This is a genomic window from Bacillus cereus group sp. N31, from assembly GCF_016483245.1.
Classification (GTDB): domain Bacteria; phylum Bacillota; class Bacilli; order Bacillales; family Bacillaceae_G; genus Bacillus_A; species Bacillus_A toyonensis.
This window is the reverse complement of sequence record NZ_JAEHCH010000022.1, coordinates 1-14607: the sequence shown is the minus strand read 5'-3', so window position 1 is coordinate 14607 and position 14607 is coordinate 1. Positions and strand designations below refer to the sequence as shown.

Sequence of the window (14607 nt, the reverse complement as noted above, 5' to 3'; positions counted from 1 at the left end):
CGCTTCTAATTTTAGAAGCGTCTTTTTGTTATTCCATCATATGTGCAATTTTCTTAGAGAACATAAGAAGTACTAATCCTAGTACGATTACGATAACACCGATGCTTGCAAATACTTCTAAATATCCTAAAGATTGAGTGAAAGCAGCTAATTGTCCTGCTAATAAGTTTGCAAAGCCAGTACCAGCTAACCATACACCCATTAATAATGATGCTAATTTAACAGGAGCGATTGCACTTACCATAGATAATCCAATTGGTGATAAGAATAGTTCACCGATTGTGTGGAACATGTAAGTGAATACAATGAATAGTAAGTTTGCTTTCATTGTAATGTTACCTTCATCGCTACCAGTTTTTAGAACAGCTAAAGTTAAAACTAAGTACCCGACTCCTAGTAAAATCATACCAAAAGCCATTTTTGTAGGGATTTTTAAATCACCATTTTTTGTTTTTGAAAGTTTAATCCATAATGCAGAAACTGGTAATGCTAATAAGATAATGAATAATGGGTTTACAGATTGGAACCAAGGTGTTGGAATTGTAAATCCACCAATTGTACGATCTACGAACTTATCTGTGTAAAGTGTTAAAGAACTACCAGCTTGTTCAAATCCTGCCCAGAAGAATACAACGAAACAAGTTAAAATTAAAATTGCAACAGTACGTTTTTTCTCTTGTGGTGTTAAAGGTTTTTTCTCAACAGCTTTTGCATTTTGTTCTTTAGATTTTTTACCCACAACTGTTGTTCCAGCTGATCCTAAGTAACGAGGTGCTAATAAGTTAAATGCAATCTGCCCAATAATCATACCGATACAAGCTGTTAAGAAACCGTATCTGTAATCTGCGAAGTAACCGCAAATGAATGGAGCGATAAGAGCTCCTAAGTTGATTCCCATGTAGAAGATAGTGAAGGCACTATCACGACGAGAATCGTTGTCGCTATATAATTGACCTAATAAAGTCGAAATATTTGGTTTGAAGAATCCGTTACCGATAACTAATAATCCTAATCCTAAAAATAGTCCAGTTTTCGTATTCATTGAAAATAGTACGAAGTTACCAATCGCCATAATGATACCGCCAATAGTAATGGCGTGTCGTTTCGTAATGAAATGGTCAGTTAACCAGCCACCAATAATAGGTGTGAAATATACAAGCATTGTGAAAATACCGTAAATTTGAACTGCAACTGCTTTATCAAAGCCTAAACCGCCGCTTACTAAGCTCGTTGTTAAATAAAGAACTAATAAGCCACGCATTCCGTAATAACTAAATCTTTCCCATGCTTCTGTAAAGAACAACAAGTATAACCCTGGTGGATGTTTTTTTGGTGATTGTTGCTCTCCAGCTTTGTCTAATTTTAAAGCTGCATCCATTTTTGTTTCCCCCTAATCCTGTATAACGGATATTTATGTAATCATTTTAATTTACAAAATATTTAGAAGTCAATAGAATTATATGGAAATAGAAAGAAAATTTCTAAAAAAGTTCTATTTTCTTCAACCGTTATTGTATTTTGCCCTGAAAACTCGATAATAAGCGTTTTCAAATGTAGTAATTGAATTCTAAACGAATTTAAAATAGTGATTAATCAGAAAATTTAGATTAAAATATTTATTCTGATATAGAGAAAATATATTCTATTTACTTTTATAATATAACATATTGGGAATAAAAATACAAAATGAAATAATGTGACACTTCAGTGAAATGAAAAAACCAGCTCCATAAAAGAGGGGAGCTGGTTAGAATAAATTTATTTAACGAAGCGTTTTTCAATGTCGTCTAGTAGCAAGTTAGCAGCCATTACACCGCCAGCTGTATTCCAAATAACATCGTCAACTTTGTATGCTTTTCCGTTCTTTACTGCATTTAAGTTTTTAAATAGAGGATCGTTTATATATTCTTTTTCTAGATCAGAACCTTTTTTCTCATTGCCTTTATCGAATGTGAAGTAGAATAATACATCGCCATCCATTGCCGAAATACGTTCTTTAGATACGTTACGCTCTGCAAAATCATCTTTATTTTGATCACCAGGACGTTTAAATCCAAGTTCTTTTAAAATAACACCAGAGAATGTATCACCGTGATAAATACGAACATCACCAGGCATAAAGCGTACCATAGAAATTTCTTGATTTACTTTATCACCAAGTTTGCCTTTTAAATCTTTCATACGTGTTTCGTAATCAGCTAAAACCTTTTGGCCTTCTTTTTCTTTATTTAATGCTTTTGCATAAAATTTGAAGTTATCTTTCCATTCACCACGTAATGTTTCTGAGAACACAGTAGGTGCAATTGCTTTTAGTTGTTCGTACACTTTTTCGTGGCGCATTTTGTTACCAATAATTAAGTCTGGTTTTAAAGAAGCAATTGTTTCAACGTTAACTTGTCCTTCATCACCAACAACTTTTACATCTTTCATTTTATCCTTAATATGTGGATACCATGGGTCACCAGTCCAAGACTTTACAGCACCAACTGGTTTCACACCTAATTCAAGTAAAGCTTCAGTTCCTTCATTTGTTAAGATAACTACACGTTTTGGATTAGCAGGAACTTCTGTTTTACCCATTGCATGTTCTACAGTAACCACTTCTTTTTTATTATCTTCTTTTGTAGATTCTTCTTTGTTATTTGATTTTCCACAAGCACTTAAAAGCATTGAAAATGCTAGTAAAAATACAAATACTGTAAACGATTTTTTCCGCATGAAATTCATTATGTACCCCCTACATGTTGAGAATATTTTTCAATAGCAAGCATGATATTAAGCCTTTATCTTTTGATTGTCAATACATATGGCTGAAAATAATTCTCATTTCCGTTGACAATGAGAATTAAGTTGAAATACACTAACAACGTATCATTATACATTGAAGGGGAAACGCTGCATGTTATTAAAAACAAATCGAGCAAAATGGATTGGATTATTTGTTGGAATCATTGCAGTCGTTATTTGTATTTGGGGAAGTATTATTTTCGGATATACAAATACGAGTTGGAAACTAGCATTGGATGCTTTTTTTCATTTTAATGGTTCCAATGAACATATTATTATTCAAAATGTACGTCTGCCTAGGGCGTTAATTGCAGCTAGTGTTGGTGCTAGTTTAGCCATTGCAGGCTGTCTTATGCAAACTTTAACTAAGAATCCACTTGCTTCACCAGATTTTATTGGATTAAATTCAGGCGCTGCGTTCTTCATAGTTGTAGCAATTGTTATCTTTTCCGTGACGTCATTATCGGCTTTCACGTGGATTGCCTTTTTAGGAGCGGCAATTGCAGCTGTACTTGTATTTGCTTCTAGTTCTTTAGGAAAAGAAGGGACGACTCCTCTTAAGTTAACATTAGCAGGTGTCGCGATAAGTGCTTTATTTTCATCATTAACACAAGGGTTGCTTGTTTTGAATGAAAAGGCAATGGAAGAAGTATTGTTTTGGCTTGCCGGATCTGTACAAGGAAGAAAAATAGAAATTTTACAATCTGTATTTCCGTATTTATTAGTAGGATGGATTGCCTCTCTTATGATGGCAGGGAAAGTAAATACATTGATGATGGGAGAAGATGTTGCAAAAGGTCTCGGACAACGAACAATTTTAATGAAATCATTCGTACTACTCATTATTGTATTGTTGTCGGGTGGTTCAGTTGCGGTTGCTGGCCCAATAGGATTTATAGGAATTGTAACTCCGCATTTTGCCAGATTTCTTGTTGGAGTTGACCACAGATGGAGAGTGCCCTATAGCGGATTGTTAGGTGCAATACTATTAATCTTAGCGGATATAGCCGCAAGATATGTCATTATGCCACAAGAAGTACCAGTAGGGGTTATGACAGCATTTATAGGGGCCCCATTCTTTATTTATATTGCACGTAAGAGAGGGCTTAGCAAATGAAGAAGTATATCCCGTTTCGTATAGGAAAAGATGGATTCTCGTTTTTAATGTATAAACGAGCTAGTCTCGTCTTGGTGAGTTTATTAGTAATTTTAATAGGATTATTTTTTGCAAGTGCAGGTATGGGAGATATGAAGATTGCTCCTTATGACGTATGGCAAGCGATTACTGGAAATGGCGATGCGATGTCAAATATGGTTGTAAATAAGTTTCGTATGCCGCGTATTTTAATTGCGATCCTTGTAGGAATTGCACTTGCTGTAGCAGGTTGTATTTTACAAGGGCTTGTTAGAAATCCGCTTGCTTCCCCTGATATCATTGGAATTACAGGTGGTGCAAGCGTAGCAGTTGTACTCTTTTTAGCTATATTTAGTGATAAAAACAATGCGCTAACAGTAAGCATTCATTATATGCCGCTCGCAGCTTTTGCTGGAGCGACGATTGTAGCGCTTTTTGTATATTTATTTGCATGGAAAAATGATGGCTTATCACCGATTAGTCTTGTTTTAATTGGTGTTGGATTTTGGGCGTTAACGAAAGCGGCAACAACGTTATTTATGTTATTAGCACCAATTTATCAAGCGAGCCAAGCAAATGTATGGATTACAGGTACTGTTTACGGCTCTTCATGGCAAAATGTGATGGTACTTGCGCCTTGGGTTCTCATTTTAACGGTAATATCCTTTATCGCTGCTAGACATTTAAATGCACAAGAGCTAGGGGATGATATAGCGGTAGGGCTTGGTGTTCCTTTAACGAAGTCGCGTGTATTTATGTTATTACTTAGTACAGCTTTAATTGGTGGGGCCGTTGCCTTTGCCGGAGGGATTGGATTTGTTGGTTTAATGGCACCTCATATTTCGCGAAGATTAGTTGGTTCTTTATACGGTGCATTACTCCCAGTTGCAGCTATTGTCGGTGCAATTTTAGTACTCGCTGCGGATTTAATTGGGCGCACAATTTTCACACCACTTGAAATTCCAGCAGGGGTATTTACATCAGCAATTGGTGCACCTTATTTTATTTATTTACTTTATAAAAGTCGGAATTCATAAAGGGAGATGAATATGCAAAAAGCATTGGAGACGAAACGTTTGACGCTGTCTTATGGTGAAACAATTATTATCGATGAGTTGGATTTAGAAATTCCAAAAGGTGAAATTACAATCTTCATCGGTTCTAACGGTTGTGGAAAATCAACTTTATTACGTTCACTAGCTAGATTATTGAAGCCAACAAATGGTGACATTTTGTTAGATAATCAAGCGTTACAAAGTATGCAAACGAAGCAAATTGCTCGTCAAATGGCAATCTTACCGCAAGGACCTCAAGCACCAGAAGGGCTTACAGTATTGCAACTTGTAAAGCAAGGACGTTATCCATATCAAACTTGGTTAAAGCAATGGTCAGAAAAAGACGAGGAAATGGTACAGAAGGCACTTGCAGCAACAGGTATGACAGAATTTGCTGAGCGGGATGTGCATGCTCTTTCAGGTGGGCAACGTCAACGTGCTTGGATTGCAATGACGCTTGCACAAGATACAGACATTATTTTACTGGATGAGCCAACTACATATTTAGATATGACTCACCAAATTGAAGTGCTAGATTTATTATTCGAATTAAATGAAACAGAGCAACGAACAATTGTTATGGTATTACACGATTTGAATTTGGCATGCCGTTATGCAGACAACATTGTAGCTATTCAAGATAAACGAATATATGCACAAGGTAAACCAGAAGAAGTTATTGACCAGAAGTTAGTTCGGGATGTATTCCGTATGGAGTGTCAAATCAGTACGGATCCGTTGTTTGGAACACCACTATGTATCCCGCACGGAAGAGGAAGACGATTAGTTAAAGAAGTTGCTCAAGCAATGAGATAACGAAAAAAGACGATGGGGATTCATCGTCTTTTTATTTTTTGCAAGAAAATAATAGAAAGAGGGGAATTCGTAAACGTCGTTCATATTCCTCTTCACTTTGAAAATAGGTTTGATTTGGTGTAGCTTCTTTTAGATTTATAATGGTAAATCCGGCTTGCTGTAATAATGTGAAATACTCTTCCGTTGTACGATGATATTTAATAACTTCTTGGTCAATCCATGGTTCAACCCGTTTGCCTAGTTTAAAATAATCATCGACGAACCAGCTCGTTCTTTTACCACTCGTTTGCAAGCTTTCAAATGAAGAGGTAATAACAGGATGTTGAACGCTAAAGATGAAGGTTCCATTTGTTTTTAAAGTTTTGTACACATTTTGAAAAATGATATGAAGATGTTCAATATAATGTAAAGCGAGTCTAGATGTGACTAAATCAAAAGTGGATGGGGAGTATGTATAATCTTTGAGGTTTATCAAATGAACAGATCCATTTTTATTTTCTAGTTGTTTTTTAGCTTTTTCATACATAAGCTGAGAGCCTTCAATGCCAGTGTAAGAGTGGCATCCGTTTTCTAATAATTCCTCGCCAAACTTAGCATCGCCACAACCTAAATCGAGAATTTGTTTTCCTTTTACATCACCAATGAGTTGAAAGAATGCTGGCTTTTCAATGGATTCATTGGGGCTATTTTCGCGGTATCTTCGTTTCATATATTGCTCAAAAAACGCTTCGTTATTATATACATCAGATTCTGTAAATGCCATGTTTGAAGCCTCCCTAAATATTTTTTTAATTCTATCAAATATGGAATGTAAATGATAGATTTCTTGTAATGAATCATATATAATTAAAATTTGTAAGCGGTTTCTTTAAACTATTTTTCTATAATAAATTCTGAAAACGTGTTAAGCTAGTAGAGGGATTATTAGAACTATTAAGACAATAATCCGCTTACATGAACGATGGGAGGCTTCACGATGTCTAGTAAAACACTTGCGAAATTTTTAGAAGAAAATTTAGAGGATTTAAAATCAAAGGGGCTTTATAACGTAATTGATCCGCTTGAAAGTCCAAATGGACCGATTATTACAATTGGCGGCAAAGAATATATTAACTTATCTTCAAACAACTATCTTGGATTAGCGACTGATAATCGCTTACAAGAAGCAGCGATTGGTGCAATTCATAAGTACGGTGTTGGAGCAGGAGCTGTTCGTACAATTAACGGTACTTTAGATTTGCATATTAAATTAGAAGAAACAATTGCAAAGTTTAAACATACAGAAGCAGCAATTGCTTATCAATCAGGATTTAATTGTAATATGGCAGCGATTTCAGCTGTTATGGATAAAAATGATGCGATTCTTTCAGATGAATTAAATCATGCATCTATTATTGATGGTAGTCGTCTATCAAGAGCGAAAATCATCGTTTATAAACATTCTGATATGGAAGATTTACGCCAAAAAGCAATCGCGGCGAAAGAATCAGGTCTTTACAATAAATTAATGGTTATTACAGACGGTGTTTTCTCAATGGATGGAGATATTGCAAAATTACCAGAAATTGTTGAGATTGCAGAAGAGCTAGATTTAATGACATATGTAGATGATGCACATGGTTCAGGGGTACTTGGAAAAGGTGCAGGTACTGTGAAGCACTTCGGTCTTTCTGATAGAGTTGATTTCCAAATTGGTACATTATCAAAAGCAATTGGGGTAATTGGTGGATATGTAGCAGGGAAACAAAACTTAATTGATTGGTTAAAAGTTCGTTCACGTCCATTCTTATTCTCTACAGCATTAACACCAGCTGATGCAGCAGCTTGCATGAGATCAATTGAAATCTTAATGGAAAGCACAGAGTTACACGATCGTTTATGGGAAAATGGTCGCTATTTAAAACAAGGGTTAAAAGAACTTGGCTTTAACATCGGAGAAAGTGAAACGCCAATTACACCTTGTATTATTGGTGATGAAGTATTAACACAAGAATTTAGTAGACGTCTAAATGAAGAAGGCGTATATGCAAAATCTATCGTGTTCCCAACTGTAGCTAAAGGAACAGGACGCGTTCGTAATATGCCTACAGCAGCTCATACGAAGGAAATGCTAGATGAAGCAATTCTTAAATATGAAAAAGTAGGGAAAGAAATGGGCATCATTTAAGTAACGACATCTTTTGAATAGCTTGCAAATGAGGAGTGGGGAAAATGAAAAAAATTCTAGTAACCGGTTCTTTAGGGCAAATTGGTTCTGAACTAGTAATGAAACTTCGTGATGTATACGGCGCATCAAACGTTATTGCAACAGATATTCGTGAAACAGATAGTGAAGTAGTAACGTCTGGTCCATTTGAAACGTTAGATGTAACAGATGGGCAAAAACTACATGATATTGCAAAGCGTAATGAAGTAGATGCAATTATTCATTTAGCAGCTTTACTTTCAGCAACAGCAGAAAAAAATCCGTTATTTGCTTGGAATTTAAATATGGGTGGACTTGTAAATGCATTAGAAGCAGCTCGTGAATTAAACTGTAAGTTTTTCACGCCAAGTTCTATCGGTGCATTCGGTCCATCAACGCCGAAAGATAATACGCCACAAGATACAATTCAGCGTCCTACTACGATGTATGGGGTAAACAAAGTAGCAGGAGAATTACTATGTGATTATTATCATCAAAAGTTTGGCGTTGATACGCGCGGTGTACGTTTCCCAGGCTTAATTTCTTACGTAGCTCCTCCAGGAGGCGGAACAACTGACTATGCAGTTGAAATTTATTATGAGGCGATTAAAAAAGGTGCATACACCTCATACATTGCTGAAGGAACGTACATGGATATGATGTATATGCCAGATGCTTTACAAGCGATCATTTCATTAATGGAAGCTGATTCAAGTAAGCTAGTGCATAGAAATGCGTTCAACATTACAGCAATGAGCTTCGAGCCAGAGCAAATTGCAGCATCAATTCGTAAACACATTCCGACGTTTACAATGGATTACGCAGTAGATCCAGCTCGTCAAACAATCGCTGATAGCTGGCCAAACTCTATTGATGCAACAGCAGCAATGAAAGAGTGGGGCTTTAAAGCAGAATACGATTTAGACAAAATGACAACGGACATGTTGGCTAAGTTAAAAAAAAAGCTCACAGCTGAGTTAGTGATGAATTAATAGGAAGGGTCGATTCTTAGGAATCGGCTCTTCATTCTTTTTGAGAGGGTGAAAATAACATGCAAAGAGTTGATGTCGTATATGCACTAATACATGACGAAGAAACAGATAAAATATTAATGGTACATAATGTAGAACAAAACGTTTGCTCATTGCCAGGCGGGGCTGTTAAAAAGGGTGAAACGTTAGAGGAAGCTCTAGTAAGGGAAGTAAAAGAAGAGACAGGTTTAACTGCTATGGCAGGTGGACTTGTTGCAATCAATGAAAAATTCTTTGAAGAATCCGGGAATCACGCACTACTTTTTACATTTCGAGCGAAAGTACTAACGGGCGAGCTACATGCAGAAGATGAGAGAGAAATTTCTGCGATAGAGTGGGTGGAGCGAACAATCGCAAATGAACGATTCCCATTCTACGATGGAGGATTCGAGTCATTGTTAGAAGTAGCCATTCCATACAAGTTTCAACCAGAAAAAAAGTAATTGAACGAGAAAAAAGGAGCCAAAAGGCTCCTTTTTTCTATTCAATCGTCTTCAGTAATAGTTTTTTCAGCAATGGTTTAATCTTCAATCGTAAATCTTCAGCATGATTTGCAACTAAGAAGTGATGATTATAAATGTTTTTCATTAATTGATAAGTCGCTTCTTTCGCTTCGCCTTCTTCGATGAAGATACCGATTACTTCCATACCACTTTTACGAGCGAGTTTCACAGCTTCATGCGTATCTAAAATTCCGTCTTGTTGATAGTCTAGGGCAGAAGGTTCACCGTCTGTGAAGACTAATAGAAATTTATGTTTTTCTGGTCTTTTCGCAAGCTTTTCAGAAACGATACGAATAATATATCCGTCGCGGTTATCTTCTTCTTCACGAAGTTGCATAATTTCTGGACCAACGTTTGGTAACGTTGAGTTTTTGTAATTTACAACCTCATGGATAACGTTCGGTTTATCTTCAGGTTTAGCACTAGAAGCATCTTCCCAAAATCCGCTAATAGCGTGCGGGATTTTTAAAGATTTCAACGCTTCATGGAATAAGACAACACTCTTCTTCGTTTCTTCCATTTTGTTATACATAGAACCAGAACAATCCACTAATAGTTGGAATGCAACGTCGAGCTCTTGCGATTCTTGTCCTTTTTTATAAAACATGCGCGGCTGCTTTTCAGTATAAATACGAAGGAATTTCTTCCGAAGTCTTCCGTAGTATTTATCACTATTTGCATTCGTTTTATTTTCAATCGTTTTTTCGATAATTTTCTTTAATTCTTTTACATCTTTATTAACGACTGATTTGATAGCTTGGTAATCTTTTTTCTCGTCAGGATTTGATTTGCGAGCTTCTTTAAATGTATGAGAGGCACCTACATTATACTTACCATATGCACCCTCGCTTTGGCTAGAAGCGTGTGAAGCTCTTGCTTCTTCTGTATCAGCACCATCAAAGTTGGATTGTGTACTTTTTTGAGAAGTACCTTGTACAGAACCAAGTGCTTGATCGCCATCTTCTGATTCACGAGCAGTATCACCCATCATGTTTGTTTTTGTTCCGCTTTCTAATTCAAAGCGTAAAAAGTTCTCGTTTTCGTTATTTTTATTTTCACGATGCCATGTGGAGAAGCTTTCATCCATTTTGTTTTTATTGTCATCGTCATCTATGAGCTGCGTATCATCATTTGCTAAATCTTCAACGCGGCAGTTCTTTTCATCTGCAATGACAGATAAATAAAGCGGAGCATGTCCGAAATAATTGTTAAGCATATCATTTTCAAGAAGCTCCTCTAAGCGGTAGCGAATTTTCTCAACGATATACATAATATCTTCGGTATTACGGGCTTGGAATGTCTCATGCAAAATTACTTCAATTTGCTCGAAATATTCATTAGTAAACATTTCATATTTATCGCTCGTTAATGAAAGGTAACATAGACAAAATAGACGATCACCGTGATAGTTACGAACGCGGTTTATTTCATTTTGTGAGCCGAAGTAATTGCGGTACATTTCTTTTCGGCGTTTAAAAATATGTTTCGTGCCAGGTCGTAAGTTTTTTACGATTTCCTCGACACGTAAATCTTCTAATAGAACAAATAATTGTGTTAAGAACTTCTTTAGGGGCGATTCTTGTAATTCAATCGCGTAAGAACGAATTAAAGCCATGTCCGAGTAATGTTTATTACCAAGTGCTTTTAAGAACACTTCGCTTTTTAATCCGATTACTGTATCTTCTTCTTTTCGATCATCCCAAAAGTGACTAATGACAACCTTTTTTTCAATTTCGTCGTAGTATGCTTTATAGCCATATTCAAGATAGGCATCGTCTTCTTTTAGAAGGGCATACATTAAGTTTTCCATTTGTAGAAACAGCGACGCATCAATTTTTTTGTCACTAAAAATTTGTCTCATGAATTATCCCTCAAAGAAATAACTTTCTGCTAATTCACGGACAGTCATTTGTTCTGTTTCATCATTTAATTTCGCAATAATGCTTCGCTCAATAGCACGCATAACAGGAATATATACACCTAAATCGCATGCGTCGATAATACCACGAATACTTGCTGCTTCTTCACTTACACGGCCATCACGAGCTAAAGGCATAAGGTCGCTTGCAAATGCAACGAACTTTTCAATTGTTGCAACATCATTTAATTTTGATTCAGATAGTAATAGTTCTTTTAATGTGTCACCTTGAATATAAGGAACTTCAATAATAACAAAACGGTTTTTTAATGCTTCGTTTAGTTCACTTGTCCCAACGTAACCTTCGTTAATCGCAGCAATTACGCGATATTCGTCATCACCGTATACAACTTCTTGTGTAAATGGGTTTGTAATCATTTTACGGTAATCTAGTGCACCGTGAAGAAGTGGTAACGTTTCAGGTTTTGCCATATTGATTTCATCAATATATAGGAAGTGACCGTTCTTCATTGCTTTCATAAGAGGACCGTTAACGAACGTAACTTCAGATGCTCCGTCTTTCGTTTGTAATGTGTTGTATCCTAAAATACCTTCCACATCTAAATCGACAGAACAGTTAATGCTATGCATTGGTTTTTGGAATAAAGAAGAAAGAGTTTCCGCTAGTACCGTTTTACCACTACCAGTTGGTCCTTTTAATAGAATATTTTTGCCAAGAAGAAGTGCCGTAATAGCATCTTCGATAATGCTGTTATCAGATGCTTTATATATTTTAGTACCGATTAAATGAGCATTTTCACCAGCTTCTTGTTTATTCTTTTCATGAATTGTAGAAAGCTGCTGTTTTAAATCAGAATGTATATGAAATTGTTCTAACATGTATTTCCCACCTAACATTATTTTCATAAAGTAATACATCTTATGATAACTTGTTTTAATATGGTATGCAAAGAAAAGGAGAAGGGGGAAATATAAAAGAAAAAGCAATCAATATCACATTGATTGCTTATAGTAAAGGAGAAATCAGTCGCATAAAGGACTCTAATATTCTTTTTTTGATACTTCTTTTTTGGAATGAGTTCCATTTAATTTCAGTAGAGTGTTTAAAGTCTTCTTCAAAATCGCGTTTAATATCATGAACGGTTTCTGATTCATAGAGTACGCTAATAATTTCATAATTTAATTCAAAGCTACGTACATCCATATTTGCTGTTCCGATTGTTGCAATTTTATCGTCAACGAGTACAATCTTTGCGTGCATAAATCCATCTTTATAGCTGTAAATAGAAGCACCGGCTTTTAAAAGTGGAGTGAAATAGGATTGAGATGCTTGATCGCTAATAATACTATCACTCTTACCAGGATATAAAATGCGTACATCTATGCCAGATATCGCACTTAAGCGTAATAATGTTAAAGTTTCTTGATCCGGAATAAAGTATGGTGTAGCGATCCAAATAGATTTTTTGGCTGAGCCCATAACAGCTAGTAATGTATTACGAATGCTTTTATCATCTGAGCTTGGTCCACTTGCTACAATTTGCACCGCACCTGTTGCATCCAGAATTTCTTTTCCTGGGAAGTATTGTCTATTCATAAATTGATCCCAAGAATAAGTATTCAATCCACTAGACGCATAAAGCCAATCTTCTAGAAAGATGGCTTGTAATTTATACAATGCTTTTCCTTCTATTTTTAAATGGCTATCACGCCAAACAGGGAATTTTTTTGAGCGACCAAGATATTCATCACCTACGTTAAGCCCTCCGGTAAAACCAATTTCTCCATCTACAATGACGATTTTACGATGATTACGATAATTAACTGTCTCCAGTAACCAAGCTGAAAAAATAGGGTCAAATTCGACAATTTCAATTCCAGCTTTTTTCATAGGTTGTAAAAATCGTCGTCTTAACGTATTACTTCCGAGTCCATCATAAAGGAAGCGTACAATAACACCCTCGTTTGCCTTTTGTATTAAAGCATCTCGTACTTTTGTACCAATCTCATCAGATTTATAAATATAGTATTGAATATGTATGTGATGTTTTGCATTCTCGATTGCTTGCAAAATTTCTGAAAAGGTTTGATCGCCGTTTGTTAAAAGTTTTGTCGTCGTTCTATCTGCGGCAGGCCCGCCTCCAAATTTTTGTACGACTTCTGTTAAATGTATGGAACGTTCATGTAATGGGACTGTGAGTGATAATTCTAGTCGTCTTCCTTCTAATATTTCGCGGAATAATTTTCTTTGTTCTTCTGAACGATGGAGATGTTTTTTTCTTCTCCAACGGCTACGCCCGAAAATAGAGTATAAAAGTACACCTACAACGGGAAGAAGTGCTAATACTAAAAACCAAGCTAAAGTACTTTGGGGAGATCTATTTTCTATAAAAATAACGAATGAAATTCCTACGATTGTGATGGACCATAGAGCACCGACAAACGTATATAACGAAATAACCGATGTATTTAATAGGAAAAGAACGATAGATACGATTGTAAATATTAATAATAATTGAACGATAGGTTTCTTCATTTCTATATAATTCCTCTAATCTTTCTTAAATATAGACTTCTTAAATAGAAGATATAATCTGACATCCTTATTATAAAGTGTTTTGTTTTTTTTACAAAATATAGACATTTGTCCTATACTTTCCGCATTTGTCCTACATACAGTATATTGTTACGTTGTTATCCCGCTATTTGCTGGGTAGTAAAAATCCCATCTCAAAATTCGATGAGTGCAAGGAAGTTAGGCGGGAAATGATTGTCCATAAATGCCCGATTGATTTGGGCTAATAATCAGTGGGGGAGGGACAAAGCCCGCGCCGATTAAAATTTTACTTTATATAGCAAAAGGGATGAATAAAATGTATGGTCGTCCAATTGGAGGATTTGGTCATGGCGGATATGGTTATCCATATTACTCGAATTATGCTTATTATCCAGATTACCAACAAGATCCGTATTATTCATACAATATTAAAGTGAGGAAATTGAAAGGGAGAGGTGAATAATGAATTATATAGAAAATAACGGAGTGTATTATCGCAATCATCATGGAGGACACCATCATAATGGCGGACATAATCATCATGGAGGACACAACCATTATGATCATCACCATCATCATCACGGTGGTGGATGGGGCTGGGGGGGCGGCGGCTCATGGGGCGGCGGATTTTTCCCAGGAAGTTTTGCGGGAGGTATGTT

At 36.0% G+C, this 14607-nt stretch carries 13 protein-coding genes and 1 pseudogene; 8 read left to right on the top strand and 6 right to left on the bottom strand.

The window, feature by feature from the left end; all coding sequences use genetic code 11:
* Positions 1-28 precede the first annotated feature (28 nt).
* Both JDS81_RS22405 and JDS81_RS22400 read right to left on the bottom strand, forming a co-directional pair.
* Positions 29-1378, bottom strand: a complete 1350-nt coding sequence (locus tag JDS81_RS22405; RefSeq protein WP_000338302.1) for a peptide MFS transporter — start codon at positions 1376-1378, stop codon at positions 29-31.
* 380 nt (positions 1379-1758) lie between these two features.
* Positions 1759-2727 carry an ABC transporter substrate-binding protein gene (locus tag JDS81_RS22400; RefSeq protein WP_097953041.1) on the bottom strand — a complete coding sequence of 323 codons (969 nt, stop codon included), beginning with the start codon at positions 2725-2727 and terminating at the stop codon, positions 1759-1761.
* 172 nt (positions 2728-2899) lie between these two features.
* Between JDS81_RS22400 and JDS81_RS22395 the strand changes: the two genes are divergently transcribed.
* From JDS81_RS22395 to JDS81_RS22385, 3 genes are read left to right on the top strand one after another with little or no spacing between them, the layout of a single operon-like run.
* Entirely contained in the window at positions 2900-3904 is a 1005-nt protein-coding gene (locus JDS81_RS22395; RefSeq protein ID WP_000925228.1) for a FecCD family ABC transporter permease, read from the top strand.
* The gene (locus JDS81_RS22390) at positions 3901-4959 is read left to right on the top strand and encodes a FecCD family ABC transporter permease (protein WP_000760041.1); all 1059 of its coding nucleotides are present in this window, start codon (positions 3901-3903) and stop codon (positions 4957-4959) included. The genes JDS81_RS22395 and JDS81_RS22390 overlap by 4 nt, the downstream gene beginning before the upstream one ends.
* A gap of 12 nt (positions 4960-4971) precedes the next feature.
* Positions 4972-5793 carry an ABC transporter ATP-binding protein gene (locus tag JDS81_RS22385; RefSeq protein ID WP_001167946.1) on the top strand — a complete coding sequence of 274 codons (822 nt, stop codon included), beginning with the start codon at positions 4972-4974 and terminating at the stop codon, positions 5791-5793.
* 31 nt (positions 5794-5824) lie between these two features.
* Here JDS81_RS22385 and JDS81_RS22380 read toward each other — a convergent pair whose 3' ends face one another.
* On the bottom strand, positions 5825-6556 hold the full coding sequence (locus JDS81_RS22380) for a class I SAM-dependent methyltransferase (protein ID WP_000885937.1): 732 nt from the start codon (positions 6554-6556) through the stop codon (positions 5825-5827).
* Between the two features lie 213 nt (positions 6557-6769).
* Between JDS81_RS22380 and JDS81_RS22375 the strand changes: the two genes are divergently transcribed.
* Genes JDS81_RS22375 through JDS81_RS22365 form a run of 3 tightly spaced genes read left to right on the top strand, consistent with a single transcriptional unit; the run spans position 6770 to position 9452 of the window.
* Positions 6770-7960: a glycine C-acetyltransferase gene (locus JDS81_RS22375; protein ID WP_000095899.1), complete on the top strand. Its 1191-nt coding sequence runs from the start codon at positions 6770-6772 to the stop codon at positions 7958-7960.
* A gap of 44 nt (positions 7961-8004) precedes the next feature.
* Complete coding sequence (locus tag JDS81_RS22370) at positions 8005-8970, top strand: L-threonine 3-dehydrogenase (RefSeq protein WP_097954866.1); 966 nt, start codon at positions 8005-8007, stop codon at positions 8968-8970.
* Positions 8971-9029: 59 nt separating this feature from the next.
* The gene (locus JDS81_RS22365; protein ID WP_097954867.1) at positions 9030-9452 is read left to right on the top strand and encodes an NUDIX hydrolase; all 423 of its coding nucleotides are present in this window, start codon (positions 9030-9032) and stop codon (positions 9450-9452) included.
* Between the two features lie 37 nt (positions 9453-9489).
* On the opposite strand, the gene JDS81_RS22360 is transcribed toward JDS81_RS22365, so the two are convergent.
* The 3 genes from JDS81_RS22360 to JDS81_RS22350 form a co-directional block, all read right to left on the bottom strand.
* Positions 9490-11373 carry a vWA domain-containing protein gene (locus JDS81_RS22360; RefSeq protein WP_001248839.1) on the bottom strand — a complete coding sequence of 628 codons (1884 nt, stop codon included), beginning with the start codon at positions 11371-11373 and terminating at the stop codon, positions 9490-9492.
* Positions 11374-11376: 3 nt separating this feature from the next.
* Positions 11377-12270 carry an ATP-binding protein gene (locus tag JDS81_RS22355; protein ID WP_000892990.1) on the bottom strand — a complete coding sequence of 298 codons (894 nt, stop codon included), beginning with the start codon at positions 12268-12270 and terminating at the stop codon, positions 11377-11379.
* Positions 12271-12397: 127 nt separating this feature from the next.
* A complete protein-coding gene (locus JDS81_RS22350) occupies positions 12398-13927 on the bottom strand; it encodes a cardiolipin synthase (protein ID WP_000743022.1) in 1530 nt (509 codons plus the stop codon).
* Between the two features lie 337 nt (positions 13928-14264).
* Between JDS81_RS22350 and JDS81_RS22345 the strand changes: the two genes are divergently transcribed.
* Together JDS81_RS22345 and JDS81_RS22340 are read left to right on the top strand one after the other, a co-directional pair.
* Positions 14265-14411, top strand: a complete 147-nt coding sequence (locus JDS81_RS22345) for a hypothetical protein (RefSeq protein WP_000274355.1) — start codon at positions 14265-14267, stop codon at positions 14409-14411.
* Positions 14411-14607, top strand: a pseudogene (locus tag JDS81_RS22340) (cobalt transporter); the annotation flags it as partial. The gene JDS81_RS22345 and the pseudogene JDS81_RS22340, both read left to right, overlap by 1 nt.